The organism is Arthrobacter sp. B2I5 (genome assembly GCF_030816735.1).
In the GTDB taxonomy this organism is placed as follows: domain Bacteria; phylum Actinomycetota; class Actinomycetes; order Actinomycetales; family Micrococcaceae; genus Arthrobacter.
Genome location: NZ_JAUSYF010000001.1, coordinates 1,490,662 through 1,517,542, shown reverse-complemented (window position 1 = coordinate 1,517,542; position 26,881 = coordinate 1,490,662). Strand labels below are relative to the sequence as shown.

Below are 26,881 nucleotides of genomic sequence, written 5' to 3'. Positions count from 1 at the left end.
GCAGGCTCACCCGGCGGTCAGTTCGACGTCGAGGCCCAGGTCCAGTGCGGCCACGGTGTGGGTTAGCGCGCCGACGGAGATGACGTCAACGCCCGTGCCTGCAATGGCCGCGACAGTGCCGGGGTTGACGTTGCCGCTGGCTTCCACGCGGGCGCGTCCGGCCACGAGGGCCACGCCGGCCTTCAGCTCGGCCACGGTGAAGTTGTCCAGCATGATGGTGTCCACGCCGGCGGCAAGGACGGGTTCGATCTGGTCCATGCTGTCCACCTCGACCTCAAAATGGGTGGTGTGCCCCAGCTGGGCCTTGGCGGCCAGCAGGAGGTCGGTGAGCTTTGCGGGGTCTCCCCCGGTCATCACGGCCAGGTGGTTGTCCTTGGCCAGCACGGCGTCGGAGAGGCTGTACCGGTGGTTGGAGCCGCCGCCGCACCTTACCGCGAAACGTTCCAGGATGCGCAGACCCGGCGTGGTCTTGCGGGTGTCGGTGATGCGGGCCCGGGTCCCCTCCGCCAGCCGGACGAATTCGGCAGTCTTCGTGGCGATGGCGGACATCCGCTGGACCAGGTTGAGGGCCACGCGTTCGGCCATCAGCACCGAGCGGGCGCTGCCGCTGACCCGGGCAAGGTGCGTCCCGGCGTCGAACATTTCCCCGTCAGCCACGAGCAGCTCCACCTGGGTGGCGGGGTCCACGAGCTGCATCGCGTCGCGGAACACGGTCGCGCCGCTGAGCACGCCCGGGACCCGGGCATTGAGGACTGCTGTGGCGCGCGACTGGGCGGGGATGAGCAGCTGGGAGGTGATGTCGCCGGAGGGAGCATCCTCGGCGAAGGCCCGTTCCAGGATCTCCCTGACCGGTGCTGCCGGAAGGGTGAGGTCAAGTGCGGGGCGCAGGGTGGCTGCCCGGTCGATCACGGCGGGTTCAGTCATGGAGCAGGCTCGCTTTCGGGCGTGGAGGGTAAGGGGCTTCGGTGTGGACGGGCCCGTCGCTGCGGTAGTGGGCCCCGAGGGATTCCTGCCGGCGGAGGGCTCCGGCGACCAGCAGCTGCGCAGCCAACAGGAGGTTCCGGTCCTCATGCACCAGGGGGTCGGAGGAACGGCCAGCACCACGAAGGACGACGGCGGCCCACCGGTCAAGCGTGGCAGCAGCCTCAAGCAACAGCTCCCCGGAGCGCAGCACCCCGGCGTGCGAGGTCATAAGGCGACGAAGAGCGTCCCGGGAGAACGGCTCCCCGGCACTGATTTCCCCACCGAAGGTGGACGGCCAAGCCCCGCCGGGGGCACCAGACCCGGCCGCCGCGCCTTCTAAAGCAGCAGGGACGGTGACACGCGCACTTGCGTCCCGCGGCAGGGGTGCGGAAGCGTGCGTCAAGCGGAGGCCGCCCGCGGCCGAGGCAGCACGCGGAGCATCGCTGACGCGGGACGCGTCCCAGCCGGGGTCACCAGAGAGGAAGGCTTCAACAGCGCGGCGGCCGAAGACGAGTCCCTCGAGGAGGGAGTTGCTGGCCAGCCGGTTAGCCCCGTGGACCCCGGTGGAGGCAACTTCGCCGGCGGCGTAGAGGCCGGGGACGGTGGTGCGTCCGTGGGTGTCGGTCCGTACCCCGCCCATCCAGTAGTGGGCGGCGGGTGCGACGGGGACCAGTTCGCGGGTCCAGTCGATGCCGGCGTCGAGGGTCTTGCGGGTGAGGGTGGGGAACCGTTGCTGGAGGAAGCCGGAGCCCTTGGCCTGCTCGATGGCGCGCGCGTCGAGGTAGACGTGGCCGTTGGGGTCTCCGAGTTTGGCGAGGTGGAGGGCGATGCTGCGGGAGACGACGTCCCGGGGTGCCAGTTCGGCGTCGGGGTGGTAGGCCTTCATGAAACGGCGGCCGTTGGAGTCGAGCAGGACAGCGCCTTCGCCGCGGACGGCTTCTGAGATCAGCAGCGGGCCGTCCAGCCGGGCCGGGTGGACGGTGGCGGAGCTGACCAGGCAGGTGGGGTGGAACTGGAAGAATTCGAGGTCTGCGGTGGCTGCGCCGGCGCGGACGGCGAGCGCCAGCCCGTCGGCGGTGGCCACGGCAGGGTTGGTGGTCTGGGCGAACAGCTGGCCTGCTCCCCCGGTGGCGAGCAGGACGGCGTCAGCGTCCAGGCTGGCGTGGCGGCCGCCGTGCAGGTACTCGACCCCCGCCACGCGTCCTTCAGCGGTGGTGAGGGCTGTGGCGTGGGCGTGCGTGAGGAGCGTGAGCTTTCCTTCGTCCCGCCGGGACAGGACGGCCTGGATCAGGGCGCCGGCGACGCGCGCACCCGTGGCGTCCCCTCCCGCGTGCAGGATGCGGGCGGCACTGTGCGCTGCTTCGAGCCCAAGGGCAGGGCCGCCGTCGTGCGTCCCGTCCCCCTGTGCTTCCCTGGAGCCTGCGTCAAAGGCGACCCCGTAGCGCTGGAGGCCGGCGATGTCCTGCCGCGCCTGAGTGCACATGAGCCGGACGGCACCCTCGTTGCAGTGCCCCGCCCCGGCCCGGAGGGTGTCGGCGATGTGGGCGGCAACGGTGTCCCCCGGGGCGGGTTCAGCCAGGACCGCTGAAATGCCGCCCTGCGCGTACCAGGTGTTGCTGTGTTCCAGCGCGCCCTTGGTCAGCAGCACCACGTCGGCGCCGGCCTCCGCGCCAAGCAGTGCAGCATAGAGTCCCGCGATGCCGCTTCCCACCACGGCGAGCCGCCGGCTCATCAGGGCCTCGCAGCGAGCATGCGCTCGAGCGCCGTCCTGGCGTTGGCCTGCACGTTGTCGTCCACGGTGATGCGGTTGACGGTGCGGCCGGCCACCAGTTCCTCCAGGACCCAGGCCAGGTAGCCGGGGTGGATGCGGTACATCGTGGAGCACGGGCAGATCACCGGGTCCAGGCAGAAGATGGTGTGCTGCGGGTATTCGGCGGCAAGCCGGTTCACCATGTTGATTTCCGTGCCGATGGCGAACGTGGTGGGCTCCGTGGCTGCGGCGATGGCCTTCTTGATGAAGTCGGTGGAGCCGGCGGAATCAGCGGCGTCCACCACTTCCATGGGGCACTCCGGGTGCACGATGACCTGCACGCCGGGGAAGTCGGCGCGGGCTTTCTCGATCTGGGCCACGTTGAAGCGCTTGTGCACGGAGCAGAATCCGTGCCAGAGGATGACGCGGGAGTCCAGCAGGGCCTGTTCGTCGTTGCCGCCGAGTTCCTTGCGCGGGTTCCACATCGGCATCTGTTCGAGGGGCACGCCCATGGCCTTGGCGGTGTTGCGGCCCAGGTGCTGGTCGGGGAAGAACAGCACCCGCTGGCCGCGCTGGAAGGCCCACTCCAGGACGGTCCGGGCGTTGGAGGAGGTGCAGACGATGCCGCCGTGCTGGCCGCAGAAAGCCTTCAGGGCTGCGGAGGAGTTCATGTAGGTGACGGGGATGACCGGTACCCCGCCCTCGGCGTCGGGCTCGGTGCCGAAGATCTCCGCCAGCTGCTCCCAGCATTCCTCCACGGAGTCTGTGTCCGCCATGTCTGCCATGGAGCAGCCGGCGGCGAGGTTGGGCAGGATGACCGACTGCTCCGGGGTGGAAAGGATGTCCGCGGTCTCGGCCATGAAGTGGACGCCGCAGAAGATGATGGCCTCGGCTTCCGGCCTGGTGAGTGCCGCGTTGGCGAGCTGGAAGGAGTCACCCACGAAGTCCGCGTACTGGATCACTTCGTCGCGCTGGTAGAAGTGGCCCAGGATGACGGCCCGTTCGCCCAGCGCGGACTTGGCGGCCTTGATCCGTTTCCCGAGCTCGGCGTCGCCGGCAAGCTTGTACTCTTCGGGGAGCTGGCCCTGGCGCGGGGTGGTGGCGGGGGCGGGGTCGGCACTGGAGGCGCCTGGACCGTAGGCCGGGACACCGGCGAGCGCCTCGGCCAGGTCGTAGTCCCAGGGGCCCTTGGCCAATGCCGGGCTGCAGGTGCTGCGTTCAGCTGCTGCGCCTTTTTCGGCCTGTTCGCGCGTGATCAGCTGGATTGCCGTGTTGACGCTGCTCATGGTGTGCTCCTGTTGTCTGGGTCAAGGCCTGGCCTGCCGGTGTAGCGGTAGAGGCGGGGTGGACGGTGTTTGCCGCCCTGGAGGTATTCCCCGGTTTCTTCGATTTCCGGGGTCGATTTAAGTTGCCGGCGGAAATTGGCCGGATCCAGTTGGCGGTCAAGGACGGCTTCATAGACTTCACGGACCTGGGCCAGGGTGAAGTACTCGCCCAGCAGGTGGTACGCCACCGAGCCGTAGGCCAGCTTGTTGCGCAGGCGCCAGAGCGCATAGTCCACGATGGCGTTGTGGTCGAAGGCCAGTTCGCCGAGCCGGTCCGCGCGGAACCACCTGACGTTCTCGGACTCGTCCGCCAGGGCGGCTTCCGTCGGCTGGACCAGGGCCCAGTAGACAATCGAGACCACTCTTTGGGTGGGTGAGCGGTGCAGGCCGCCGAACGCGTACAACTGCTCGAGGTAGCGGGGTGCGAGGCCCGTGGTCTCCCGCAGGTTCCGCGCCGCGGCGTCCTGGAGGGATTCCTCATGGCTGAGGGGCCCGCCGGGCAATGCCCACAGCCCCTTGAAGGGCTCGCGGATGCGGCGTACCAAGGGCAGCCACAGCGTGGGACGGCCCGAGGATTCACTCGGCCGCAGGGCGAAAATCACCGTGGAGATGGCGAGCGACGGCGGCGCGGCCTGCCGCTCGGAAACATTTGCCGAGCTGTAGTACACGTCCACCGCCTTTCGTCGTGCTCATCGTGCCCGCCCCGGCGGTTCTTCAGAGTTATGGTCAACTTGACCAAAACTAATTCTACGGCGCGCAGCGACGGAATGGGAAATGTTTCTGCGACCTTCTGGTTGGCTGCGGCACGGCACGGCCAATAACACCGCTCCCGCTGCCGTGGCCACGTCCCACCGCCGGGGTCCCCTTCCGTTTTTGGCCCGCTCCCGGAAGCGGTAAATTCAAGAGGTCCCAAAAGGATCCCCGGACCATTCGGACCGGACCGTCGAACCAGCCCCCAGAAGGTGCACTGCCCCATGACGATGAAGTCTGACCGGACCGCGTCCGCCACACTCCCGCCGAAGATCACAGCCGTCCACAGCATGAAACCGCGCCAGCTCACCATGATGGGGCTGGGCAGTGCCATTGGTGCGGGCTTGTTCCTCGGATCTGGCGCCGGGGTCCAGGCAGCCGGGCCGGCAGTCCTCATCTCCTACCTTCTGGCCGGAACACTGATCATCCTGGTGATGTGGGCGCTGGGCGAGATGGCGGCCGCAAACCCGGCCAGCGGGGCCTTCTCCGTCTACGCCGAGCGGGCCCTTGGCCGTACCGCCGGCGCCACCATCGGATGGCTGTGGTGGCTGCAACTGGTGGTGGTGATCGCCGCCGAGGCACTGGGTGCCGCCGGACTGCTTTTCTCCGTCTGGCCCGTGGTCCCGGTCTGGGCGCTGGCACTGCTGTTCATGGTGGTGTTCACCGGCATCAACCTGGCCGGCGTCCGGAACTTCGGCGAGTTCGAGTTCTGGTTTGCCATCCTCAAGGTCGCCGTCATCGTGCTCTTCCTGGCCGTCGGTGCCGCTTTGCTCCTTGGCCTGCTGCCCGGCGTCGCCTCCCCCGGTGCCGGCAACCTCACTGAAAACTTTGCTCCCCAGGGCCTGGGGGGGGTTGCTTCCGCCCTGTTTGTAGTCATCTTCGCCTTCGGCGGGACGGAAATCGTCTCGGTGGCCGCAGCCGAAACCGAGGACCCGGAACGCAGCGTGGGAAAGGCCATCCGCACCGTGGTGTGGCGCATCCTGGTGTTCTACATCGGCTCCGTTTTCGTCATCGCCGCCGTCCTCCCCGCCACGTCCACGAGCCTTGCCTCACCCTTCGCCGGCGTCCTGGACGCTGCCAGGATCCCCGGCGCCTCCACCGCCATCACCCTGGTGGCCGTCGTCGCCCTCCTCTCGGCACTGAACGCCAACCTCTATGGCGCCTCCCGCATGGCCTACTCCCTGGCGCAGCGGGGTGAAGCGCCGCGTATCCTGACCCGCCTCAACCGCGCGGCCGTTCCCCTGCCCTCGGTGGCGGTATCGGTGGCCTTCGGCTTCATTGCCACGGTCCTGGAACTGCTGTTTCCGGAACGGATCCTGCCTGCCCTGTTCCAGCTGGTGGGCTCAACGTGCCTGGTGGTCTGGGGCAGCGCGCTGGTCTCCCAGCTGATCCTGCGCCGGCGGGCCGACCGGGACGGAATCCCGCTTCCCCTGCGGATGAAGGGCTTCCCCGCCCTCACCATCCTGGGCCTGGTCCTCCTGGGCCTGATATTCGCCGTCGGCTTCAGCGCGGAGACCAGCCGGGTGCAGCTCTTCAGCACCTTCGCACTGATCGCCGGCATCGCCCTGGCGTGTGCCGCCGGTGCCCGCCTCACCAGCAGGAGCCGGGCCGCCAGCAGGTAGAGTGGTGCGTACCTTTCCAAGGAAGACGCACCGACGCGCCGGGCCCCGCCCCAGGCGCCGAACCTGATTGGGGAACTGACACCATGAGCGGCAGGCACACCGGACAGCAGCACGCGCACACCGTTGAAGGGACCGACCCCCAGCTGTTCGTGGCAGTCCATGACCCCGCAACCGATGCCGGCCTGAGGCCTGTCCTGCTGCTGCACGGCTTTTCCTCCTCGTCCAAGCTCAACTGGGAGGACACCGGCTGGGTGTCCGCCCTGCTTGACGCCGGCCGCCGGGTCATCACCGTGGACCTTCCCGGCCACGGCCGCAGCGGCGCACCGGAGGACCGTGACTCCTACTCCCCCAGCCGGATCAGGGCGGACCTGCTCCAGGCAGCGTTCGACGCCGGCACACGCCCCCTCCAGGAAGGCGATCCTTCCAGCGGGCTGGACGTGGTGGGCTACTCGCTGGGATCGCGGCTCGCCTGGGAGTTCGCCGCAACCCAGCCCGAACTGGTGCACCGGCTGGTGCTTGGCGGGCCCAACGACTCCGATCCCCTGGCCGCGTTCGACCTCCGGGCTGCCCAGGATTACCTGGCGGACGGCACGCCGATCCAGGACGAATCGACAGCCCAGCTCCTGAAGATGGCATTGCTGCTGCCGAGCAACAACATTTTCGCGCTGCTGTCCCTGGTGGAAGCCATCAAGGCCGAGCCATACGACCCCGCCGAGGCAGTCCCCCACGTTCCCATGCTGCTGGTGGCCGGGGACAAGGACGAGCGCGCCGGCATCCTGCCCAAGCTCGCCGAACTGGCCCGCGGGGCCGGGTCCATGCCCGAACAGCTGGTCCTCCCGGGCCGGAACCACACCAACGCCATCACCAGCAGGGCCTTCAAACAGGCCGCCATCTCGTTCCTGGCCGTTTAGGCACGGGCCCGTCCAGGTACGCCCATTCAGGCGCGGATTGTTCGGGTACCCCTCCGTCCGGGCCTTGGCCGTCCGGGTGTTCGGGAAAACGCCGGCCGCTGCCGAACAGGCGGGGCACCCGGCAGTACGCTGGGGACAGTCACGCCACAGATGCCGGGAGGGGTACATGGGAACGCGTTTCGAAGACCGCAGCGACGCCGGCCAACGCCTGGCCGCTGCGCTTGGCCGGTTCCGGGAACATCCGGACACAGTGGTCCTGGGCCTGGCACGCGGGGGCATTCCCGTTGCCGCAGCGGCGGCAAGTGCCCTCCACCTGCCCCTGGGCACGGTCCTGGTGCGGAAGTTGGGAATCCCCGGGCACGACGAAACCGCCTATGGAGCCCTCGCCTGGGCGCGCGGGCGCACTGTCCGCTTGATCAACAAACCCCTGCTGGAGCGCGTCCTTGAACACGGCGTGCAGCAGGGATGGCTGGATGACGTCGAAAAGCGCGAACGGGAGGAACTGCTCCGCCGGGTGGAGCTGTATCCGGGAAGCAACACCGACGTGGCGGGCAGGACCGTTCTTTTGGTGGATGACGGACTGGCCACGGGGGCCACGATGCGTGCCGCCGTCGAGGCCGTGCGGGAAGGCGGCGCGGTTGCCGTGGTGGCGGCGGCGCCCGTGGGATCGATCGACGCCGAAGCCTCGCTGGAGCGGGTATGCGATGCCGTGGTGTGCCTGCACCTGCCGGGCAGGTTCCGGGCCGTGGGGAGCTACTACCGGCACTTCGGGCAGTTGAGTGACGACGACGCGGTGGCGCTGCTGGCGCACTGAGGGACCGGGAACACAGCAGGCCCGGACCTTTCGGTCCGGGCCTGCTGTGTTGTGGGACGGTGGGATCAGTGGTGGCTGCTGACTCCGAGCGGGCGGCCCTTGGTTTCCTTGGCCAGAACCACGCCGAGCGCCGAAATGACGCAGAGGACCATGATGTAGATGCCGATGGAACCGGTCCACTTGGTGGACTGCAGCAGGGTTTCAGCAATGGTGGCCGCGAAGGCCCCGCCCAGGATGGCCCCAAACGCGTAACCGATGGAGATGCCCGAGTAGCGGACGTGGGCAGGGAACATTTCGGCATACATGGCCGACATGGGGCCGTAGGACAGGCCCAGGCCAATGGTCAGGACGAACAGTGCAACGCCGTAAAGCAGGATGTTCTTGGTGTCGATGAGCGCGAACATCGGAATCATCCAGGCGAAGACGATGGCGTAGCCGGTCAGGAAGGTCTTCACGCGTCCGATCCGGTCCGAGAGCCAGCCGCCCACCAGGGTGAAGATCAGCCAGCCAAAGGACGCCAGCGTGGTGGCCAGGAGGATCTGCGGGGTGGGCATCTTCAGGGTCTTGGTCGCGTAGGAGATGAAGAATGCGATCAGCAGGTAGCCTGCGGCATTGTTGCCAATGAAGATCATGGTGGAGTACAGGACGGGCAGCTTGTGGTTCCGGATCAGCTCTCCCAGCGGCGCCTTGCTTTCCTTCTTCCGCAGGGCCATCTCCTGGAAGACCGGGCTCTCGGCCACGGCGCGGCGGATCAGGTAGCCCACCACGATCAGGACGATGGACAGCAGGAACGGCACCCGCCAGCCCCAGGCGGCGAAGTCTTCCTTGGACATGCTGGTGTTGAGGAAGAACAGCAGGCCGGTGGCCAGGATCATGCCCACGGGTACGCCGATCTGCGGGTAGGCACCGAACAGGCCACGGCGGCCGATCGGTGCATGCTCCACGGCCATCAGGGCAGCACCGCCCCATTCGCCGCCGGCTGAGAAGCCCTGGATGACGCGCAGCAGGATCAGGAGCACGGGGGCCCAGGCGCCGATCTGCGCATACGTGGGGAGCATGCCGATCAGGGCTGTCGCGGCGCCCATCATGACCAGGGTGAAGACCAGCATCGCCTTCCGTCCCAGGCGGTCGCCCAGGTGGCCGGCGATGACGGCGCCAAGGGGGCGGAACAGGAAGCTGATGCCGATGAGGGCAAAGGAGAGGATCTGCGCAAGGCCCGGGTTGGAATCGTTCAGCGGCGCCAGGAACAGCGGTGACAGCAGCGTTGCGGTCAGCTGGGCAAAGATGAAGAAGTCGTACCACTCGATGGTGGTTCCGACGAGGGTGCCGGCGAGGACCTTGCGTTCCTCCCGCCGGCTGCTGGGACCGGCGGGGGTATCCACCTTGGAAGGTGTGGTCATTGAAACTCCATTGTTCATTGGGCAGCAGTGCCGCCCGGACGCCTTCAGAATTACCGACAGAACGGTCAGTTAGTTAGTAGGGTACTACGGATTTGTGATACGGGACACGGGGTGGGGAAATTTTTACCGGGGATATCCGTAGGATTTGATGTTCTATATTGGAACGATCAATTCGTATAGAGGACAATACCGTGCAGCGGTTGATGAGACAAGAGTCACGGCGTGCTGTGCATTGCCACCTAGGATGGATTTCATGACACCTCCAGCAGCTGCGGCCAAGACGGCGGCGCCGCAGGCTTCGCCGTCCCAGACCCTTTCGCGCGGCATCCGCGCCCTTGAGATCCTGGCCGCTGCCCCGGGTCCGCTGACCATCGCCGAACTGGCCGACGCCATGGGCGTTCACCGGTCGGTGGCCTACCGGATCCTGCGTACCCTGGAAGACCACTCCCTCCTGGTGCGTGACGACGGCGGACGCGTCCAGCCCGGGCCCGGACTGGCAGTCCTGGCCCGCGGAGTGTCACGCAACCTGCAAAGCGCCGCACTCCCGGAGCTCACCCAGCTTGCAAACTCGCTGGACATGACGGCGTTCGTGGCGGTGTGGGACCACCATGACTGCATCACGCTGGTCACGGTTGAGCCCCGGCATTCAGGGGCAACCGTGGCACAGCACCCGGGTACGCGGCACCCCATTAACGCCGGCGCGCCCGGTATCGCCATCCAGTCGGCCCTTTCCGAGTCGGAGTGGGACCGGTTGGAAACGGGCATTCCTTACCGGCCTGAGGCGGTGGAAGCGCGGCGGAAGGGCTACTCGGCCAGCCATGACGAGGTCATCGCCGGGGTCTCCTCGCTGGCAGCCCCTGTGCGGGTACCCGGTGGGCGCCCGGCCGCACTCGCAGTGGTCTATATCCGTTCCGCCCACGATCCGGAAGCGGTGGGTGCGGCCATCGCCGAAAGCGCGGCGAGGATTGAGCGGCAACTGGCCTGACAACGCGGGATGCCGGCTGCCGGGGAGGCGGTGATCAGGCCCGCCGGCGGATTACGACGGCGGCCCCCGCCCCCAGCAGCGCGAGCGCCCCCGCCGCGCAGACCGGGACAAGGAAGGCGGCCGAGGGGCCGTAATGCTGGGCCAGCTGGCCGCCCACAGAGGAACCGATGGCGGTTCCGGCGACAATGCCGCTGGCCAGTCCGGTCATGACCATGCCAAGCCGGCCGGCGGGAGCCAGCTTTCCGCCCACCGCGAAGACGGTGACCATGACCGGACCCACCGGTAGGCCGAGGACCAGCAGGACGGCCGCCATCGAGGGCAGTGATGCCGGCAGCAGCAGCAGGACCGCAAGCCCCGCCATCAGGACCGCGCAGAGCACCCAGCGCAGTGCCAGGCCGGCGCGCCGCGGCCAGTAGGCAACCGAGAGCGCGGCCGCCGCAGAACTCAGGCCCATGACGGCGTACAGCAGGCCGGCTATTTCGGCGCCGGCGAGCCGGGCGGAGAAGGCGCTGAGGGCGGCCTGGGTGGAACCAAAGAAAGTCCCCATGCAGACCATGGCAACAACAGGCAGGGCCACGGCCCAGGGCAGTTTGGCGGCAGGTGCAGCACCCTTGCCCTTCCTGCCGCCCCGGCGCGTCGTAGCAGGCACGGCGTGATGCGTGGGGTGGATAGCGAAGGCAGGAACAAGGGTGATGGTCATGGCCGCCGCCAGTGCCAGCGGAAGCCAGGGCGCCACGAGGCTGGCCAGGATACCCACCAGGGCCGGTCCAAGGACAAACGTCACTTCGTCGGCCGTGCTCTCGTAGGAAAGGGCGGTATCCAGGTCGCGGGCAGCGCCGGCGGTCGGCGCCGAGGAACCTGTGGCGTCCGTTGTCAACGCCATCCATCTGACCCGGGCGAGCGGGCCCACTTGGGGGCAGGTGGCACCGGCGGCAAAGGCAGCCGCCAGGACGGCCGGTGGGAAGTCCCCCGCCCCGGTGGCGTTTGCGGCGACGACCAGGGCCAGCACCGCCACGGTGTTGAGCACCGCCGCCAGCAGCAGGACAGGCCGCTGTCCCCGCCTGTCTGCAAGGGATCCGAGCACCGGAGCGCCAAGTGCAGAGCCGATTCCCACGGCGCCCGCTGCGGCGCCACCGGCGGCGAATGAGCCGCTGACCGAGGTGACGAGGGTAAGGGTGCCCATGGCCAGCATGGCCAGGGGAAGCCGCGCAAAGAGTCCAAGCGGGATGAAGCTTCTGCCGGCAAGCTGCGGCAGCCGGGAGAACCGTCCCATTGCTGCCCGTTCCGCCGGGGCCGGGGCGGTGCCTTCCTGCCCTGTGATGCCTGGGGAAGGAGTGTTGCGGGTGGTCGAAGGGGTACTTTGAGGTGTCAATTCCGGGCTCGTTCAGTAGGTGCGCATCGTCCCTCCTCCCGATGCGCGCAACCCGGTAACGGGCTCCATTATATCGGCCGGGTCAGAGGAAGGCGTCCAGGCTTTCGGAGATCCGCAGCGTGGAGCCGTTCCGGTTCTTGAGCACCTGCAGCTGGGTACCGATGCGCTGTTTCATCTCCGCGACATGGCTGACCAGCCCCACCACCCTGCCGCCGTCGCGGAGCCCTTCGATGGCATCCATGACCTGCTCCAGGGACTGTTCGTCCAGGCTTCCGAAGCCCTCATCCACGAACAGGGTCTCGATTTCCACCCCTCCGGCCTCCTGCTGGACGACGTCCGCGAGCCCGAGTGCCAACGACAGCGATGCCATGAAGGACTCGCCCCCGGACAGGGTGGAGGTGTCCCGCCGGAATCCCGTCCACTGGTCCACAACTTCAAGGCCCAGCCCCGACTTGGCGCCGCGGGCCGCCTTGGCGTCGGTGTGCTGAAGCAGGTAGCGACCGTCACTCATGGCCACTAGGCGCTCTGACGCGGCGAGGGCCACCTGTTCCAGCCGGGCGGCCAGGACATAGCTGTTCAGGCTCATCCGGTAGGTGTTTTCGCCCCGGCCAGCTGCCGCGTCAGCCAAACCTGCCAGCATCTGCGCCCGCTCCGCCGGCTCCCGGCACGAACGGACCAGGTCATGGTATTCGGCGGTGATGGATTCCAGGGATTCCAGGCAGTGGGTGGCGAGCCCGGCAGCCAGGTCCGCTTCCCGCGCGGCGTTCTGGGCAGCAGCGGCCTCAAGGCGCAGCGCTGCCAGCTGGTCCTCGTCCGCCAGGAAACCGTCGGCGGCCTCTGCCAGGGCGAGCACAATGTCCTCGGACTCGAACAGTCCGGCCACGCGCGCCGCTTCGTCCTGGGCTGTACGAATGGCAGCTTCCAGGGCTGCCGCTTCAGCCGCTGCGAGGAGCTGGCCGCGGACTTCGCCGGCCGTGGCAAAACCGGCAGCCGGCAGTGCCAGCTCCAAATGTTCCTGCACTTCGGCGGACCGAAGGCGCGCCGCATCCAGCCGCGCCTGCGCTTCAACGGCCTTGTCCAGGACCGCCACGGCCTCCTCGAGTGCCCGCAGCCGGTGGTTCAGGCTGCGGTGGTGGCCACGCAGGCCGGCGAGCGCTTTGTCCAGTGCTGCGGCCTGCTCCGCCACGTCGGCAAGGGACAGGGTGGTCTGCGACAGCTCTGCCTCAGTTTCGGACAGTGTGGCATGCGCCTGCCCGATCCTGGCATCCAGCGCTTCCAGCCGTTGCCGCCTGTCCTGCAGCTCGTCCGCGGCCTGCTCTGCATCAGCCGCTGCAGCGAGCGCGGCATCGGCACCGGAACGTGCCTCCTCCACCGGAGTGGTCCCGCCCTGGCCGGCGAGGACTGCCACCGCCTGCTCCGCCTCGGCAAGATCAGCGGCAACCAGGGTGTGGGCTGCCTCTGCGGCCTCGTAGGCGCCGTGGGCCTCCTCCTCGGCCTGCGCAAGTCCCGGGCCCGCATTGCCACCATCTGCAGGACGGGGATGTTCCGCGCTTCCACAGACGGGACAGGGCTCCCCGCCCACCAGCTTCGCCGCCAACTCCGATGCCGCGTTGGCCAGACGCACCTCCCGCAGGTCCAGCCACTGGCGTTTGGCCTCCAGCAGTGTCTCCCGCGAATCGTCGTGGCGGATCCTGGCCTGGTTCCTGCGCCGGGCAGCTGTTTCATACTTCCGGACGACGTCCAGCAGCTCGGCCGCCGCCGCAGCTTCCTTGCGGCGCAGGGCCGCCTCGATGGAACGGGATTCCAGCTGCTCCATGCCCTCGGCCAGCGTTGCCCGCTGCTCCTGCAGCTGGGCCGCCCGGCTGTCCAGGGTTCCGATGGCCAGCCGGAGCTCTTCCTCCCGGCCGGCCAGGCTGCGGTGCCGCGTCCGGAGGTTCTGGAGCCTGTCCTCGTCCGGCAGCCGGGCTTCGACGACGGCCAGCAGTGACCGCAGGCGGCTTAGTTCGTCCGCTGCCCCGGACAGGCTTCCACCGGTGGCCCCCGTTTCCGGGTCTGGTGTTTCCGGGCCGGCCGGATCCAGGCCACCTGTTTCCCATCCACGTGTTTCCAGGCGCAGCTGGGCCAGCTCGCCGTCGTCACCGGCAGCCATGCGGAGCAATGTCATGGCAGATTCGGCAGCGGCCGCAGCGCTGCGGACCTTGGCAGCGGCCGCATCCACGGCCTGCAGTTGCCCCTGGAGGACCTCGGCCTGGCGGTGCCGGGCGAGGCGGGTGGAGAGCTCTTCCCGGTGTGCGGCGCCTTCCTCCACGGCGTTTCGCCGCGCCGTGGCCGCCTGCAGTTTCCGGTGCCGGTCATGCCGTGCGGCCTCGCGGTCCACAGCGTTGCGGCGGTCCTGGCTCACGGCCGCAGCAGCGGCGGCATGCCCGGTGAGTTCCCTCAGACGGCCGGCAACGGAAGCCTTCAGCCAGGCGAGGCGGCCGGGGATGTCGTCCTCCGGCGGTGCCCCGGCGCCCGGAAGCTGGAGCGGAGCGGCCTCGGTTTCGGCACGTGAGGCGAGAAGGGCGAGCTGCCCGGACAGTGTGGCCACGTCTTCCCGGGCAGCGGCGGCCTGCCGCGACAGTTCCTGTTCCAGCGCTTCGAAGCGCTGGGTGCCAAAAAGCTTCTGCAGCAGGTCCAGGCGGTCGGCAGCCTTGGAGCGGAGGAAGGCGGCGAAATCACCCTGCGGCAGCATTACCACCCGGGTGAACTGCTCGCGGTCCATGCCCAGCAGGGCCGTGATTTCCGCGCCCGCTTCGTCGTTGCGGGCCGACTTTTCCACCCAGGCGCCGCCCACCCGCTCACGGAGCAGCGTCTTGGCCTGCTGGACCGTAAAGCCGTTCTTGCCCCGCGCGCTGGGCTTGTCCCATGCCGGGGACCTGGTCACCTCGAAGCGACGGCCCTGGGACGAGAATTCGCACGTCACGGCAGGTTCCTGCGCGGGTTCCGCGTGGTCGCTGCGCAGCCGTTTGCCGTCCTGGCGGGCTCCGGGGACGGAACCGTACAGGGCAAAGCAGATGGCATCCAGCACGCTGGTCTTACCGGCACCGGTGGGTCCGTTCAGCAGGAACAGGCCGTGGGCGCCGAGGCGGTCAAAGTCGATGTCCTCGGTTCCGGCAAAGGGACCGAAGCCGCAGATGCGCAGGTGGTGGATCCTCACCGTGACGCCTCCAGCAGCCTGACGTTCTCCAGCGCGGCAGCGAGCGCGTTCTTTTCTGCCTGGTCCGCGGTGCGTCCCCGCACGTGTTCCAGGAATCCGCAGCACAGGGAGAGGTCGTCCGGCGCGCCGGCAAGCCTGCTGCTGTAGCTGGTCCGGGACGTGGCAGCCGCACCTTCCGGGTCGAATGCCAGGACCAGGGTGTCCGGGAACCTGGCGCGGAGCCGTTCCATGGCACGGGCGGGACGCTGGGGATCGGTCAATGTGATCTGGCAGTAGGCGGATTCAGCCCATGCATGGCCGGGATCCGCCAAGAGATCCTCAAGGGTTCCGCGCAGTACGGCCAGCGAACGCGGGGCCTCCCACAGCACCTCCGTAACGGCAGTGACTCCCTCCGCGCCGATGTCCACCAGCCAGGCACCCTTTTGATGGGCGGATTCGGAGAAGGAATAGGCCAAAGGTGAACCGGAGTACCGGACGGATCCGGACAGCTGCTGCCGCCCGTGCAGGTGGCCCAGGGCGGTGTAGCTGAAACCGTCGAACAGGTCCAGCGGCACCGCACCCACGCCGCCAATGCTGAGGTCCCGCTCGCTGTCCGAACTGATGCCGCCGCTGGCGAAGGTGTGGGCCAGGACCACCGAGTGGACGGTGGCGGAAGCCGCGCGCCGGGCGATGTCCCCGCGGATCAGCCCGGTGGCCACCCGGGTGACTTCGAAGTGGCTGGCCGTTTCAGCACCCAACTGTTCGGCAACCAGCCTGGGCTCAAGCCAGGGGATGCCGTAAAGCGCCAGGATGGCTTTCTTTCCGGCATCATCCGTGCCCAGCGGCAGGAGGAGCGGAGTGGCGAGGTCCTCCACCCTGGTGCGCAGGTGCACTCCCCCGCGTTCGAGCAGGCGGGAGGCGAAACCCAGGCGGATGGCGGAGTCGTGGTTCCCGCTGGTGAGCACTACCTTGGCGCCCGCGGCAGTCAGGCGGACCAGTGCGTCGTCGAGCAGGTGGACCACGTCCACGCCCGGCAGCGCACGGTCATAGACGTCCCCGGCGATCAGGACAACGTCCACGCCGTCCCGCTGGACCGCAGCCACCAGCTGGTCAACGAAAGCGCGCTGGGCATCGAGCATGCCAACGCCATGGAAGGATCGGCCCAGGTGCCAGTCCGAGGTGTGAAGTAACCGCATATCCCTAAGCTATCGGCAACCACTGACACTCAAAGAAACCGCCGCGGCCGGCACCGGTCAGGACCGTTTGCCCTCAAAGAATTCCTGTGCCTCACTGACGCTTCCTGCCTTCCCATGGCGGGCAGCCGGTGGGGGCACAGGCCCGTCCGCTCCGTCACTGTCCAGGCCCTCGTCGTCGGCATCGTCGTCAACCTCGGCCTCGGCGGCGTCGGCGTCCCCGCCGTCCCCGACGGCAGCAGCGGTCGCATCCACGCCGGTGATGCGGAACACCAGCCCGGCGATGGCAGCACCTGCCAGCGGCGCGACCACGAAGACCCACAGCTGCTCCACGGCCCAGCCGGAACTGAAGACCGCGGACGCCACCGCCCGGGCGGGGTTGTACGGCAGGTTCCCCACCGACTGGCCCAGCTGCAGCAGGGCTGCGAAGGACAGGCCGACAGCAACCGGCGCTGCGGTGCGGCCGCCGCCGGAGCGGCCGACGCCGAGGAAGACCGCCACGATAATGGCGGCCCCCAGCAGTTCCAGGAGCACGGCTGCGGCGAGCGGCGCCTGGATGATGGAGTGTTCACCGAAGCCGGCGGTCACGGTATCGAAGGCAGTGCGGCTGTCGGCGATGCCGGGCAGGGTGCGCAGGATCCCGAACAGGGCAAGCGCGCCCACCAGCGCTCCCACCACCTGCGCGGCGGCGTATGCTGCGGCGGCGCCGGCGCGGATGCGTCCCGACAGGAGGTGGCCCAGGGTGATGGCCGGATTGAAATGGCCGCCGGAGATGTGTCCGAACGCGAGCATTGCCGCGGTGATGGCCAGGCCGGCAGCAAGGGCGGCAGGCACAGGGCTGGACTGCGGAATGCTGAACAGCGGCACGCCCAGCCCGGCCACGGCCAGGAACAGGCTGCCGAAGGCCTCGGCCGCCAGGCGGGGCAGCAGGGCTGTCCGCCCGGCAGCCGTGCCGGGTTGCAGTGCGTCGCGGGCGGGGACGGGGGTGCTCATGATGGGACCTTCGCTTCCTGGGCTGGTACTTGCGTTGCCTGGTGTCCGGATGCTGCTGGTTCCGGTGCTTCCGGCCGGCGGGTGCGCGCGGGGCAACCCGTGAAGTATTCCAGCCCAGGCTGTGCATTTGCTGGACGGCCGCTGTCCGCGGCGCCTTGCCAGGAGGGAAGGGACGCCTCGAGGGGCAGCCGAACCGCAACCGGTATCCGGACGGTAAATTTACTGCATGAGCACAGACCACGGCACGCCCGCGCCCACCCTCAAGTCCCGGATCCATAGCGCCCTGGTGGGCGGGGCGCTCGGCGATGCACTGGGCTACGCCGTGGAGGCTGACTCCATCGACGCAATCCGGCAGCGGTTCGGAGCGGAGGGCCTGACCGGGTTTGACGCCCTCTCCGGTCCCTGGCCCTTTTCGGACGGCACGCAGTTGACCCTGTACACCGTGGACGGGCTCGTGGAGGCGTTGGAGTGGGCCAATTCCGGGGTGGGTGCGGACGTGAACGCCTGCCTCTGGCTGGCGTACCTGCGCTGGCTGGCCTCGCAGGGCAAGGACGCCGGGCCTGCGGCGCCTGCACCCCAGCCCCGCTGGATCGACGGCAACGAGGTGCTCCGCCAGCGCCGGCATCCGGACCAGGACTGCATCATAGGCCTCGCCACCGGCGAGATGGGTACCTCCGTCCGGCCCGTCAACCCCGAAGCGAAGGGCGCCGGGACGGTGGTGCGCTCGGCGCCTTTCGGGCTGGTTCCGCACATTGCGCCCGACGCCGTCTACAAGTTGAGTGCCGACGCCGCCTCCCTCACGCACGGACATCCTTCCGCCCGCCAGAGTGCCGGCATCTTCAGCCTCCTGATCCACAGGCTGGTTTCGGGTGAGGCGCTCCCGGATGCCGCGGCCGCGGTCACCGCGCACGCGGCCACCCTCCCGGACGTGGCACCGGAGCTCCCCCACCGGCTTGAGGCCGCACTCCGCCTCGCCGACAAAGCCATTGTTGCCCCGGAGGAACTTGTCCAGGTTCTCGGCGAAGGCTGGACGGCCGGGGAGGCCCTCGCCGTCGCGCTTTATGCAGTCCTTGCCACGTTGCCGGCCGACGGCGCAGAGGCGCAGCCGGCCCGGCATTTCCGGGACGCTGTGGCGCTGGCTGTGAACCACGGCGGCCCCAGCGACACCACAGGCTCGCTGGCGGGAAACATCCTGGGAGCCCTGTACGGGGAGGACTGCCTGCCGGCGCAGTGGCTCGGTGCCCTGGAAGCGCCGGAGGTAATCCGCGGCATGGCTGACCAGTTGGTGAAGGTTACGACCGGCGAAGGCTGATGTTGTTGCAGGCCTCGCAGACGTCCTCGGGGATCAGTCCGCGGCGCTGCAGGAAGCCGAAGATGGCGCACCCCAGGCAGAATCCGGCGAACGCCTCCAGCGACGCCGCGGCCACCAGGATCCCCAGGAGCGCCCAGGCTGCGGGCGCGGCACCTGCGGCGAACAGCAGCAGGGCGGCGGTGGATACGGCAGCGCCGATCCCCTGGGCAAAGCGCTTGGGCGGCCCGGGCACCAGTTTCACCTTTCCCAGCGCCGGGGTGATGACCTTGACCGAGAGCAGCGCCAGGGGTGAAATCCTGGGGCCGAAGAGCAGCCGCAGCCAGAACCCGATGCTGATAGCCAGCAGCCCGAGCCCGGAACCTGTCACGGCGGTGACGACGGCGAGCAGCACCACCAGCGCTGCCGTGACACGGGCGGCGTACTCGTTCACGGGATTGGGGAAAGCAAAGAGGGAGGCCATGACGAAAGGGTAGGAGTCTGCCGCGGGGCGGCCAAGCTGTGTTGCGCCGCATGACAGTGCGCCACTGCCGTACCGGCCGGATCAGGCGCTGATGGCAGCCGCGCCGTCCCGGACTTGCCCTGCATGGGCGTGCGCGGCCTGCGGGACGTCCCCGCCTCCCACCATCTGCAGGAACTCACCCTCGGACAGCACTTCGATGGCCTGTCCCCGCTCATGGAGCTCCAGGACGCGGCGCGCCTTGCCGGTGAGCCTGCCCGAACGCAGGTCCGAGGCCACGAACCCGTCCCCCACCACCAGGACCGTGGTACGTCCGGTGACCCGGCTCTCCGTCCGCGCCCCGCACCTGGCCGAGCGGAGCTTGGCTTCCGGGCGGTCGATGGAGAGCTGCCCCGTGAATACCACCGTCTGCGCGTACAGGGGATGGCCGGGCTCGGCGTCCAGGTCCGGTTCCGGATTCGGCCCCTCCTCGGGCCAGCCGGACTGGAACCGCTGCACCAGTGCCGCACCGTTGCCGGAAGCAGCCGCCATGGCCGCCAGGCTTGCCTTTGACAGCTCACCGGAGGCGGGATCGAAGGCCTGCTGGTGTGGCATGGCCAGTCCCAGGGAGAGGAAGAGTTCAGCGATGCTGTTGGCACCGTTGCGCGCGGCGATGTCGATGAGGATGCCGGCGCAGGCCCGGGCATCCTCGGCAGCGTCGTGGTGGTTCACCAGGGGCACACCGGCTTCCTCGGCGGCGAAGGGAAGGGAATTGGAGACAAGCGAGTAGCAGCGCCGCGACAGCATGACCGTGCAGACATAGTCATAGGCGGGACCGGGCAGGCCTGACACCTCCAGCGCGGACCGGATCACGCCCAGGTCAAAGGCGGCATTGTGCGCTGCGAGCACGTCATCACCGATGAACGCGCCAATTTCCGGGAACAGCTCGCCGAAGCGGGGGGTTCCGGCAACGTCCGCTGGGGTGATGCCGTGGATCCGGACGTTGTGGTAGTCGAAATGGTCATAGCCGGCCGGCGGGCGCATCAGCCAGGAGGCCTCTGCGACGATCCTCCCGCCCCGCACCTTGGTCAATCCCACGGAGCACGGGGAGCCGCGGAAGCCGTTGGCCGTTTCGAAGTCGATCGCCGTAAAGTCCAAACCCACGGCCCCTACCTTACCGCCGTCAACGTCCCAGCCGGGGAGGCACAGGCTGGTCAAGTACCCTTGAGGGGTGAACTTTCCTGTGATGAATGACCTCGCTGTGTCCATGCTGGGCGGTGCGGGACCGGTGCAGCCAAAAATGGCTTCCTTCCTGCCTGATTGGCTGAACCCCCAGGTCTTCCTGGCCGATCCCGCGCTCGCTCCCTGGGTGGTTCTGCTGGTGTGCGGAATCGTCTTCGCCGAAACCGGGCTGCTGGTGGGGTTCTTCCTCCCCGGGGACTCCATGCTGTTCACCGCGGGCCTGCTGGTGGCCACGGACACCATCAAATTCAACATCTGGCTCCTGGCCCTGCTGATCGTGGTTTCGGCGATCATCGGCAACCAGACCGGCTACCTCATCGGTTCCAAGGCCGGCCCCGCAATTTTCAACAAGCCAAACTCCCGGCTCTTCAAGCGTGAAAATGTCGAAAATGCGCATGCCTTCTTTGAAAAGCACGGCGGCAAGGCCCTGATCCTGGCCCGCTTTGTGCCCATCATCCGCACCTTTGTCCCCGTGATCGTTGGGGTCGCGCAGATGAGCAGGAAGAAGTTCTTCATCTACAACGTCATCGGCGCCGTGCTGTGGGGCGGCGGCGTGACGCTGCTCGGCTACCTGCTGGGCGACAAGGTTCCGTGGGTCCGGGACAACCTGGACATCATCTTCATCGCCATCGTGCTGCTCTCGGTGATTCCCATCGGCATCGAGGTCCTGCGCGGCCTGTCCGCCAAGCGCCAGGCGCAGGCCTACGGCACCGATCCGGTTGATGAGTTCATCGAGGAGCACGAGCCGGAAGAGGAGCAGAAGACTCCCCGCAACATCCGCGGCGGCCGCCCGGAGTAGCAGCCGTCCCGCCTCCATATTGCGAAAAGAAGGTGCCCACCCCGCCGGGGTGGGCACCTTCTTTTCGTTGGCTTGCCTCGCCGGCGGGCTCCTAGCCGGCTGCCTCCAGGGCTGCCACGATCGACGGCAGCAGTGCCCGGAGGGCCTTGCCGCGGTGGCTGATGGCATTCTTTTCCTCGGCGGAGAGTTCGGCGCAGCTCCGGTCCTCGCCTGCCGGCTGCAGCACGGGATCGTAGCCAAACCCGCCTGTCCCCCGGGGTTCACGCAGGAGGATGCCCTCCAGCTGCCCGTACTCCACCACTTCGCGCCCCGGGCCTTCCGCGCCGGGCGGCATGGCCAGCGCGGCGGCGCAGACGAACGCGGCGCCGCGATGCTCGTCCGGAACGTCGGAGAGCTGGTTCAGCAGCAGGTCCAGGTTGGCGGCGTCGTCCCCGTGGCGCCCTGCCCAGCGGGCGGAGAAGATCCCCGGAGCCCCGCCCATGACGTCCACGGCCAGCCCTGAGTCGTCGGCGATGGCCACCAGCCCGGTGGCGCCGGCCACCGCGCGCGCCTTCAGCAGCGAGTTCTCGGCGAACGTCACGCCGGTTTCTGCGACGTCCGGCGCACCTGCCGCCGCTGCGTCCACCACCTGGGTGTCGACGTCGAGCCCTGGTACCTGCCCGCGCAGCAGCTCACGGAGTTCGCGGAGTTTGCCTTTGTTGTGCGTCGCGAGCACCAGCCGTGGAGTGCTGCCCGCAGGGGTTCCGCTCACAGGGATTCCGCGAGGGTTTCGCGCTGGATGGCGGCGAGCTGGGCCGTTCCCAGCAGGGCCAGGTCGAGGAGCTGGTCCAGTTCCGCCCGGTCGAAGGGAGCACCCTCCGCTGTGCCCTGCACCTCCACGAACTTGCCGGAGCCGGTAACCACCACGTTCATGTCGGTCTCGGCGCGCACATCCTCCACGTAGGGCAGGTCCAGCATCGGAACGCCGTCGATAATCCCCACGGAGACGGCGGCAATGGTGTCCACCAGCGGCTCGGCGGTGCGGGCAATCAGCTTGTTGTCCCGGGCAAACCGGATGGAGTCGGCCAGCGCCACGTAGGCTCCGGTGATGGCCGCCGTGCGGGTGCCGCCGTCGGCCTGGAGGACGTCGCAGTCCAGGACGATGGTGTTCTCCCCCAGGGCCTTGGTGTCGATGATGGACCGCAGCGAGCGGCCGATCAGGCGCGAAATCTCGTGGGTGCGGCCGCCGATCTTTCCCTTGACGGATTCGCGGTCGGACCTGGTGTTGGTGGCGCGCGGCAGCATGGCGTATTCCGCCGTGACCCAGCCGCGGCCCTCGCCCTTCAGCCAGCGCGGGACACCGGGAGTCAGCGAGGCCGTGCACAGCACCCTGGTGTTGCCGAACTCGATCAGCGCCGATCCCTCAGCCTGGTTGGACCATCCGCGGGTGATGCTGATGGGCCGGAGCTGGTCGGGGGCACGGCCGTCCGCACGCACAATGGGCACTGCAGTTGCTTCAGATGTCATGCCCCCAGCTTATCGAGTGCCGGCGCGGCTAGATGGTGTAGTGGACACCCGCCACGGCAACGGCCACGTCGCCGGGGAACACGGGACGGGCTTCGGCCATGACGGTGGTCTGGGAGGTCCATACCGGGATATGGGTCAGCAGGAGCCGCCGGGCACCGGCCGCCGCTGCAGCCTCCCCCGCCCGCTTGCCGGTCAGGTGGACATCCTTGATGTCGGCGTCACGGCCCTCTTCGAAGGCTGCCTCGCACAGGAACAGGTCCGCGTCCTTGGCGGCTTCCTCAAGCCCTGCGCAGGAATCGGTGTCGCCGGAATAGGTCAGGACCCGGGACACCGGTGTGCCGTCCTTGCCGGGCTCCACCACCTCCACCCGCAGGGCGTAGGCCTCCTCGATGGGATGGTTGACGGCGAAGGGGGTCACGGTGAAGGGGCCCACGGTCACGGGTTCGCGCTCGGTCCAGTTGGTGAAGTCGAATTCCTCATGCATGCCGGGGTCCAGGTCCAGCCCGTAAGCGGTTGCCATCCTGTCCGCTGTGGCGGCGGGCCCCCACACGGGAATCCGGCCGCGGTCCCAGCCGCCGGGCTTCCAGCGGATGGCCACATGCAGCCCGCACAGGTCCATGCAGTGGTCCGGGTGCAGGTGGGTGAGGAAGATCGCGTCGATGTCTTCAAGGTCGGTGTAGCGCTGGATGGCCCCCAGCGCACCGCTGCCAAGGTCCATCACCACCTTCCACGTCCGTTCACCGTCCGTGGCGGTCAGGAGGTAGCACGACGCCGGGGAGCCCGGCCCGGGGAACGAGCCCGTGCATCCCACGATGGTCAGCTTCACAGGGCAGGCCCTCCGGCTGGGCGGGCACCGGCCAGCCCGCCCCCCACGAAGTTGGAGATCCGGGGGCGGTCCCGCGCACTCTGCGCAGCGGCGATCATCTCCGGGGTGATCCGCGCCAGGCTGCCCGTGGGGTACTGCGCCGCCACATGGTCCACGTGGCGGACGGACAGCACCTCTGGGCCCAGGAAACGCCGGGCCAGCGCCTCGAACTGTCCGGCGTCGCCGGTGGCCACGAAGTGGTGCTCGGGCGGGGTTTGGGTGGTTCGCTGCAGGTTGTGGGTGGCCAGGGCCCGGTACACGTCCTTGGCGGTTTCCTCGGCACTGGAGACCAGCGTGACGTCCGCGCCCATGACGTAGGAGATCACGCCCGTCAGCAGCGGGTAGTGCGTGCAGCCCAGGACCACGGTGTCCACACCGGCGGCCTTCAGCGGCGCAAGGTATTCCTCCGCCACGGCGAGCAGCGCCGGGCCCGTGGTGATTCCGGCCTCCACGTAGCTGACGAACTCCGGGCACGCCACGGAGGTGATCTCCAGGTCAGGCGCGGCGGCGAAGGTGTCCTCGTACGCGCGTGAACCAACGGTGGCCGACGTGCCGATGACGCCCACCCGTCCGCTGCGGGTGGCGGCAACGGCGCGCCGCACGGCGGGCTGGATGACCTCAATGACCGGGATGCCGTACTTGGCGGTGTAGCGCTCCCGGGCGTCCCTCAGGACAGCGGCCGACGCCGAGTTGCAGGCGATGGTGAGCAGCTTGACGCCGGAGTCCACCAGTTCGTCCATGACGCCCAGGGCGTTGGCCCGCACCTCCGCGATGGGCAGCGGCCCGTAAGGACCGTGGGCGGTGTCCCCCACGTAGAGGATTGACTCATTGGGCAACTGGTCGATGATGGAGCGGGCCACGGTGAGCCCGCCGACACCGGAATCGAACACACCGATGGGTCGGGTTTCCGGGGCAGCGTCCGGAAACCCGCTGCCGGGGTCCGTGTCCTGCGCTTCCGCCGGTGGTTCCATGCTCGGGGCTGTAGTCATGATTATTCGAGGATAGGTGTTCCCGGAAGCGTCAGCCATCATCTTGTGTCCTGCGACTCATGTCGTCTGCGTCACAGCGGACGGCCTCCCCCTGGCCGCCGTGGCTCACCGGCGGGATTCCATGGACTGCAGCATGGCCTGGACCAGGGACTCCTGAAGCCAGGTGGTGAAGTTGTATACGAGTGCCAGGTAGCTCTCCACGTCCTCGGCCTGGGACCAGTCCTGCATGCGGTGGACGTGCTCGGCGTCTGCCTCGTCCCGGATGTCCAGCCGCTCCGCCAGGACCAGCCGCACATCGTTCAGCGCCATGGACCAGTGCTGCGCCCCCTCCGGCGTCAGGACGATCTCGTCCCTGTCCAGGTCCAGCGCCGCGGCGCGCAGGGCCCCGATCTTTGTTTCCCGGAGAGAACGCTCGGTGAGCTGGCGGAACTCAAGGGACGCGCCGCCGTCGTCCTTCACCACGTTGGGGAGCAGCCGCTTTACCGCACGGTCCGTGGGTTCGGCCACGTCCATGTCCAGGCCGATCAGCGCTGCCAGCGGGTCCTGCCCGGTACGGTCCTCGGGCTCAAGCATGGAGATCACGTCGTCGATCAGGCTGCGCAGCAGGTCCCGTTCAGCCGGTTCCAGGTAGCCGGTGATGCCTTTGAGCCCGTATTTAAATGCCTTAGCCACGTTTTCCCTTACCCTGGCGCGGACCGCCGGACTTGCCTGATGCACCGCCGTTGCCGCCGCTGGCCTTTTCCACCGTGGCCCACAGGCCGAACCCGTGCATGGCCACGGCGTGGCGCTCCACCTGCTCCTTGCTGCCCGAGGCGACGATGGAGCGGCCCTTTTTGTGGACCTCCATCATCAATTTGTTGGCTTTCGTCTCGGAGTAGCCAAAGTAGCTTTGGAACACGTAGCTGACGTAGCTCATCAGATTGACGGGATCGTTCCAGATCACCAGGTTCCAGGGGATGTCCGGCGCGGTCAGGGAGTCGGTGGACTCTGCCGTGCCGGTCCGGGTGCCCTCCTGTGTACCAGTGCCGGGCGCAACGCTTATGGTCATCTGTCCATTCTATGTTGGGGTTGGGCCCACGCCGGCGAGGGCCCCGAGGCGAGCGAAGCGAGACTTGGGAGCCGGTGGGGATTAGAGTGACTTTCGTGAGCACCTCAGCCGGCTGGGACCATCCCCGCACGTCCTTTTACACCGACCACTACGAGCTGACCATGCTGCAGGCGTCCCTCCATTCCGGGGCCGCGCACCGCAGGTCCGTGTTCGAGGCGTTCGCGCGGCGGCTGCCCGACGGCCGGCGCTACGGCATCGTGGCCGGAACCGGACGGCTCCTGGAAGGCATCGCGCAGTTCCGCTTCGGCGACGCCGAACTGGAGTTCCTGGAGCGGACCCGGGTGGTCAACCGGGAGACGCTGGAGTACCTGGCCAACTACAAATTCGCGGGCGACATCTGGGGCTATGCCGAGGGCGAGGCGTACTTCCCCAACTCCCCCATCCTGATCGTCGAGGCTTCCTTCGCCGAAGCCTGCATGCTGGAGACCTACCTGCTGTCCGTGCTTAACCACGACACCGCCATTGCCTCCGCCGCTTCCCGGATGGTCAGTGCCGCCGGTGGCCGGCCCTGTATCGAGATGGGCTCGCGGCGCACCCATGAGGAAGCCGCCACGGCATCGGCCCGCGCGGCCATCATTGCCGGTTTTGACAGCACGTCAAACCTTGAAGCAGGCATCCGCTACGGCGTGAAGACCGTGGGCACCGCAGCCCACTCGTTCACGCTGCTGCACGACACCGAGCGGGAGGCCTTCGAGGCCCAGATTGCCTCGCTGGGAGAGGGAACGTCGCTGCTGGTGGATACGTACGACGTCGAAAAGGCAGTCCGCACGGCAGTGGACCTGGCAGGGCCTCGCCTGGGCGCCGTCCGGCTGGACTCCGGCGACCTCGTGGCCCAGGCGCAGTGGGTGCGCAGGCTGCTGGACGACCTCGGCAACGAACACACCAAGATCGTGGTGACCTCGGACCTGGACGAGTACGCCATCGCCGCGCTTCAGTCGGCACCCGTGGACTCCTACGGCGTGGGAACGTCGCTGGTTACCGGCTCCGGAGCTCCCACCGCCAGCATGGTCTACAAGCTGGTCAGCCGCGCCGGCGACGACGGCAACTTCGTGTCCGTGGCCAAGGCGGCCAAGAACAAGGCCAGCGTGGGCGGGCGCAAGTACGCGCTGCGGAAGCTGGATGAACGGGGCACGGCCACCGCCGAGGTGGTGGGCGTGGGCCACCGGCCCGAGGACGACGGCAATGACCGCCCACTGCTGCAGCAGTTCATGAAGAACGGCGAACTGCTGCCGGGCTGGACCGGCTACGACGGAGTGCTCCGCGCACGGCAGCGCCACGCCGACTCCATGGCCGAGCTGCCGTCCGTGGTCAACCGCCTGCAGCGGGGCGAGGCCGCCATCCCCACTGTCTACGAGGAAAACTGAAGGAGCA

24 protein-coding genes are annotated in these 26,881 nt (G+C 68.4%); 7 read left to right on the top strand and 17 right to left on the bottom strand.

The features are described 5' to 3' along the window. Nucleotides 1–6 precede the first annotated feature (6 nt). From nadC to QFZ60_RS07170, 4 genes are read right to left on the bottom strand one after another with little or no spacing between them, the layout of a single operon-like run. Nucleotides 7–924, bottom strand: a complete 918-nt coding sequence (nadC, locus tag QFZ60_RS07185) for a carboxylating nicotinate-nucleotide diphosphorylase (RefSeq protein ID WP_307089343.1) — start codon at nucleotides 922–924, stop codon at nucleotides 7–9. Beyond that, nucleotides 917–2,695, bottom strand: a complete 1,779-nt coding sequence (locus QFZ60_RS07180) for an L-aspartate oxidase (RefSeq protein ID WP_307089341.1) — start codon at nucleotides 2,693–2,695, stop codon at nucleotides 917–919. Before QFZ60_RS07180 ends, nadC begins: the two co-directional genes overlap by 8 nt. Further along, nucleotides 2,695–3,999: a quinolinate synthase NadA gene (gene nadA, locus QFZ60_RS07175; RefSeq protein ID WP_307089340.1), complete on the bottom strand. Its 1,305-nt coding sequence runs from the start codon at nucleotides 3,997–3,999 to the stop codon at nucleotides 2,695–2,697. The genes QFZ60_RS07180 and nadA overlap by 1 nt, the downstream gene beginning before the upstream one ends. Next, nucleotides 3,996–4,706 (bottom strand): NUDIX domain-containing protein, encoded by a 711-nt coding sequence (locus QFZ60_RS07170; RefSeq protein WP_307089338.1) that lies wholly within the window; start codon nucleotides 4,704–4,706, stop codon nucleotides 3,996–3,998. Before QFZ60_RS07170 ends, nadA begins: the two co-directional genes overlap by 4 nt. Nucleotides 4,707–5,012: 306 nt before the next feature. Here QFZ60_RS07170 and QFZ60_RS07165 point away from each other — a divergent pair, with 306 nt between their 5' ends. The 3 genes from QFZ60_RS07165 to QFZ60_RS07155 all read left to right on the top strand — a co-directional run bounded on the left by QFZ60_RS07165 (nucleotide 5,013) and on the right by QFZ60_RS07155 (nucleotide 8,135). After that, nucleotides 5,013–6,410, top strand: coding sequence for an amino acid permease (locus QFZ60_RS07165; RefSeq protein WP_307089335.1), 1,398 nt, complete (start codon nucleotides 5,013–5,015; stop codon nucleotides 6,408–6,410). A gap of 83 nt (nucleotides 6,411–6,493) precedes the next feature. Next, the gene (locus tag QFZ60_RS07160; protein WP_307089334.1) at nucleotides 6,494–7,321 is read left to right on the top strand and encodes an alpha/beta fold hydrolase; all 828 of its coding nucleotides are present in this window, start codon (nucleotides 6,494–6,496) and stop codon (nucleotides 7,319–7,321) included. Between the two features lie 166 nt (nucleotides 7,322–7,487). After that, on the top strand, nucleotides 7,488–8,135 hold the full coding sequence (locus QFZ60_RS07155; protein WP_307089333.1) for a phosphoribosyltransferase: 648 nt from the start codon (nucleotides 7,488–7,490) through the stop codon (nucleotides 8,133–8,135). A 65-nt stretch (nucleotides 8,136–8,200) separates the two neighbouring features. Here the strand turns inward: QFZ60_RS07155 and QFZ60_RS07150 are convergent, their stop codons facing one another. Next, nucleotides 8,201–9,535, bottom strand: a complete 1,335-nt coding sequence (locus tag QFZ60_RS07150; protein WP_307089332.1) for an MFS transporter — start codon at nucleotides 9,533–9,535, stop codon at nucleotides 8,201–8,203. A 253-nt stretch (nucleotides 9,536–9,788) separates the two neighbouring features. On the opposite strand from QFZ60_RS07150, the gene QFZ60_RS07145 reads away from it, so the two are divergent. After that, nucleotides 9,789–10,520, top strand: coding sequence for an IclR family transcriptional regulator (locus QFZ60_RS07145; RefSeq protein WP_307089331.1), 732 nt, complete (start codon nucleotides 9,789–9,791; stop codon nucleotides 10,518–10,520). Between the two features lie 34 nt (nucleotides 10,521–10,554). Here QFZ60_RS07145 and QFZ60_RS07140 read toward each other — a convergent pair whose 3' ends face one another. The 4 genes from QFZ60_RS07140 to QFZ60_RS07125 form a co-directional block, all read right to left on the bottom strand. Beyond that, nucleotides 10,555–11,892 (bottom strand): MFS transporter, encoded by a 1,338-nt coding sequence (locus tag QFZ60_RS07140; RefSeq protein ID WP_373427666.1) that lies wholly within the window; start codon nucleotides 11,890–11,892, stop codon nucleotides 10,555–10,557. 82 nt (nucleotides 11,893–11,974) lie between these two features. Beyond that, complete coding sequence (locus QFZ60_RS07135) at nucleotides 11,975–15,088, bottom strand: SMC family ATPase (RefSeq protein ID WP_307089329.1); 3,114 nt, start codon at nucleotides 15,086–15,088, stop codon at nucleotides 11,975–11,977. Next, the gene (locus QFZ60_RS07130; protein WP_307089328.1) at nucleotides 15,085–16,263 is read right to left on the bottom strand and encodes an exonuclease SbcCD subunit D; all 1,179 of its coding nucleotides are present in this window, start codon (nucleotides 16,261–16,263) and stop codon (nucleotides 15,085–15,087) included. Before QFZ60_RS07130 ends, QFZ60_RS07135 begins: the two co-directional genes overlap by 4 nt. 57 nt (nucleotides 16,264–16,320) lie before the next feature. Then, on the bottom strand, nucleotides 16,321–17,253 hold the full coding sequence (locus QFZ60_RS07125) for an aquaporin (protein WP_307089326.1): 933 nt from the start codon (nucleotides 17,251–17,253) through the stop codon (nucleotides 16,321–16,323). Between the two features lie 226 nt (nucleotides 17,254–17,479). On the opposite strand from QFZ60_RS07125, the gene QFZ60_RS07120 reads away from it, so the two are divergent. Further along, a complete protein-coding gene (locus tag QFZ60_RS07120; protein ID WP_307089324.1) occupies nucleotides 17,480–18,565 on the top strand; it encodes an ADP-ribosylglycohydrolase family protein in 1,086 nt (361 codons plus the stop codon). Here QFZ60_RS07120 and QFZ60_RS07115 read toward each other — a convergent pair. After that, nucleotides 18,546–19,025: a DUF4395 domain-containing protein gene (locus QFZ60_RS07115; protein WP_307089322.1), complete on the bottom strand. Its 480-nt coding sequence runs from the start codon at nucleotides 19,023–19,025 to the stop codon at nucleotides 18,546–18,548. The two genes, QFZ60_RS07120 and QFZ60_RS07115, sit on opposite strands and share 20 nt — an antisense overlap. Before the next feature lie 81 nt (nucleotides 19,026–19,106). Next, entirely contained in the window at nucleotides 19,107–20,165 is a 1,059-nt protein-coding gene (locus QFZ60_RS07110; RefSeq protein WP_307089320.1) for an exonuclease domain-containing protein, read from the bottom strand. Between the two features lie 82 nt (nucleotides 20,166–20,247). On the opposite strand from QFZ60_RS07110, the gene QFZ60_RS07105 reads away from it, so the two are divergent. Further along, nucleotides 20,248–21,042, top strand: a complete 795-nt coding sequence (locus QFZ60_RS07105) for a VTT domain-containing protein (RefSeq protein ID WP_307093243.1) — start codon at nucleotides 20,248–20,250, stop codon at nucleotides 21,040–21,042. Between the two features lie 91 nt (nucleotides 21,043–21,133). Here QFZ60_RS07105 and rdgB read toward each other — a convergent pair whose 3' ends face one another. From rdgB to clpS, 6 genes are all read right to left on the bottom strand, one after another. Further along, nucleotides 21,134–21,793, bottom strand: coding sequence for an RdgB/HAM1 family non-canonical purine NTP pyrophosphatase (rdgB, locus tag QFZ60_RS07100; RefSeq protein WP_307089318.1), 660 nt, complete (start codon nucleotides 21,791–21,793; stop codon nucleotides 21,134–21,136). After that, nucleotides 21,790–22,548 (bottom strand): ribonuclease PH, encoded by a 759-nt coding sequence (gene rph / locus QFZ60_RS07095; RefSeq protein WP_142116890.1) that lies wholly within the window; start codon nucleotides 22,546–22,548, stop codon nucleotides 21,790–21,792. Before rph ends, rdgB begins: the two co-directional genes overlap by 4 nt. A 28-nt stretch (nucleotides 22,549–22,576) precedes the next feature. Then, nucleotides 22,577–23,374, bottom strand: a complete 798-nt coding sequence (locus tag QFZ60_RS07090) for an MBL fold metallo-hydrolase (protein WP_142031605.1) — start codon at nucleotides 23,372–23,374, stop codon at nucleotides 22,577–22,579. Beyond that, the gene (gene murI / locus QFZ60_RS07085; protein ID WP_373427713.1) at nucleotides 23,371–24,384 is read right to left on the bottom strand and encodes a glutamate racemase; all 1,014 of its coding nucleotides are present in this window, start codon (nucleotides 24,382–24,384) and stop codon (nucleotides 23,371–23,373) included. The genes QFZ60_RS07090 and murI overlap by 4 nt, the downstream gene beginning before the upstream one ends. 123 nt (nucleotides 24,385–24,507) lie before the next feature. Beyond that, nucleotides 24,508–25,074: a DUF2017 domain-containing protein gene (locus QFZ60_RS07080; RefSeq protein ID WP_142116892.1), complete on the bottom strand. Its 567-nt coding sequence runs from the start codon at nucleotides 25,072–25,074 to the stop codon at nucleotides 24,508–24,510. Further along, on the bottom strand, nucleotides 25,067–25,450 hold the full coding sequence (gene clpS, locus QFZ60_RS07075; RefSeq protein ID WP_307089313.1) for an ATP-dependent Clp protease adapter ClpS: 384 nt from the start codon (nucleotides 25,448–25,450) through the stop codon (nucleotides 25,067–25,069). The genes QFZ60_RS07080 and clpS overlap by 8 nt, the downstream gene beginning before the upstream one ends. Nucleotides 25,451–25,545: 95 nt before the next feature. Here clpS and QFZ60_RS07070 point away from each other — a divergent pair, with 95 nt between their 5' ends. Next, the gene (locus tag QFZ60_RS07070; protein WP_307089311.1) at nucleotides 25,546–26,874 is read left to right on the top strand and encodes a nicotinate phosphoribosyltransferase; all 1,329 of its coding nucleotides are present in this window, start codon (nucleotides 25,546–25,548) and stop codon (nucleotides 26,872–26,874) included. The last annotated feature ends 7 nt before the right edge of the window (nucleotides 26,875–26,881 follow it).

Excerpts from the sequence above, each read along its gene's own strand:
- clpS (WP_307089313.1), bottom strand. The coding sequence starts at position 25,450 with ATGACCATAAGCGTTGCGCCCGGCACTGGTACACAGGAGGGCACCCGG.
- QFZ60_RS07160 (WP_307089334.1), top strand. The coding sequence starts at position 6,494 with ATGAGCGGCAGGCACACCGGACAGCAGCACGCGCACACCGTTGAAGGG.
- QFZ60_RS07145 (WP_307089331.1), top strand. The coding sequence starts at position 9,789 with ATGACACCTCCAGCAGCTGCGGCCAAGACGGCGGCGCCGCAGGCTTCG.
- nadC (WP_307089343.1), bottom strand. The coding sequence starts at position 924 with ATGACTGAACCCGCCGTGATCGACCGGGCAGCCACCCTGCGCCCCGCA.
- QFZ60_RS07130 (WP_307089328.1), bottom strand. The coding sequence starts at position 16,263 with ATGCGGTTACTTCACACCTCGGACTGGCACCTGGGCCGATCCTTCCAT.
- QFZ60_RS07115 (WP_307089322.1), bottom strand. The coding sequence starts at position 19,025 with ATGGCCTCCCTCTTTGCTTTCCCCAATCCCGTGAACGAGTACGCCGCC.
- murI (WP_373427713.1), bottom strand. The coding sequence starts at position 24,384 with ATGGAACCACCGGCGGAAGCGCAGGACACGGACCCCGGCAGCGGGTTT.
- QFZ60_RS07180 (WP_307089341.1), bottom strand. The coding sequence starts at position 2,695 with ATGAGCCGGCGGCTCGCCGTGGTGGGAAGCGGCATCGCGGGACTCTAT.
- QFZ60_RS07165 (WP_307089335.1), top strand. The coding sequence starts at position 5,013 with ATGACGATGAAGTCTGACCGGACCGCGTCCGCCACACTCCCGCCGAAG.
- QFZ60_RS07120 (WP_307089324.1), top strand. The coding sequence starts at position 17,480 with ATGAGCACAGACCACGGCACGCCCGCGCCCACCCTCAAGTCCCGGATC.
- nadA (WP_307089340.1), bottom strand. The coding sequence starts at position 3,999 with ATGAGCAGCGTCAACACGGCAATCCAGCTGATCACGCGCGAACAGGCC.
- rph (WP_142116890.1), bottom strand. The coding sequence starts at position 22,548 with ATGACATCTGAAGCAACTGCAGTGCCCATTGTGCGTGCGGACGGCCGT.
- QFZ60_RS07150 (WP_307089332.1), bottom strand. The coding sequence starts at position 9,535 with ATGACCACACCTTCCAAGGTGGATACCCCCGCCGGTCCCAGCAGCCGG.
- QFZ60_RS07125 (WP_307089326.1), bottom strand. The coding sequence starts at position 17,253 with ATGAGCACCCCCGTCCCCGCCCGCGACGCACTGCAACCCGGCACGGCT.
- QFZ60_RS07155 (WP_307089333.1), top strand. The coding sequence starts at position 7,488 with ATGGGAACGCGTTTCGAAGACCGCAGCGACGCCGGCCAACGCCTGGCC.
- QFZ60_RS07105 (WP_307093243.1), top strand. The coding sequence starts at position 20,248 with ATGAATGACCTCGCTGTGTCCATGCTGGGCGGTGCGGGACCGGTGCAG.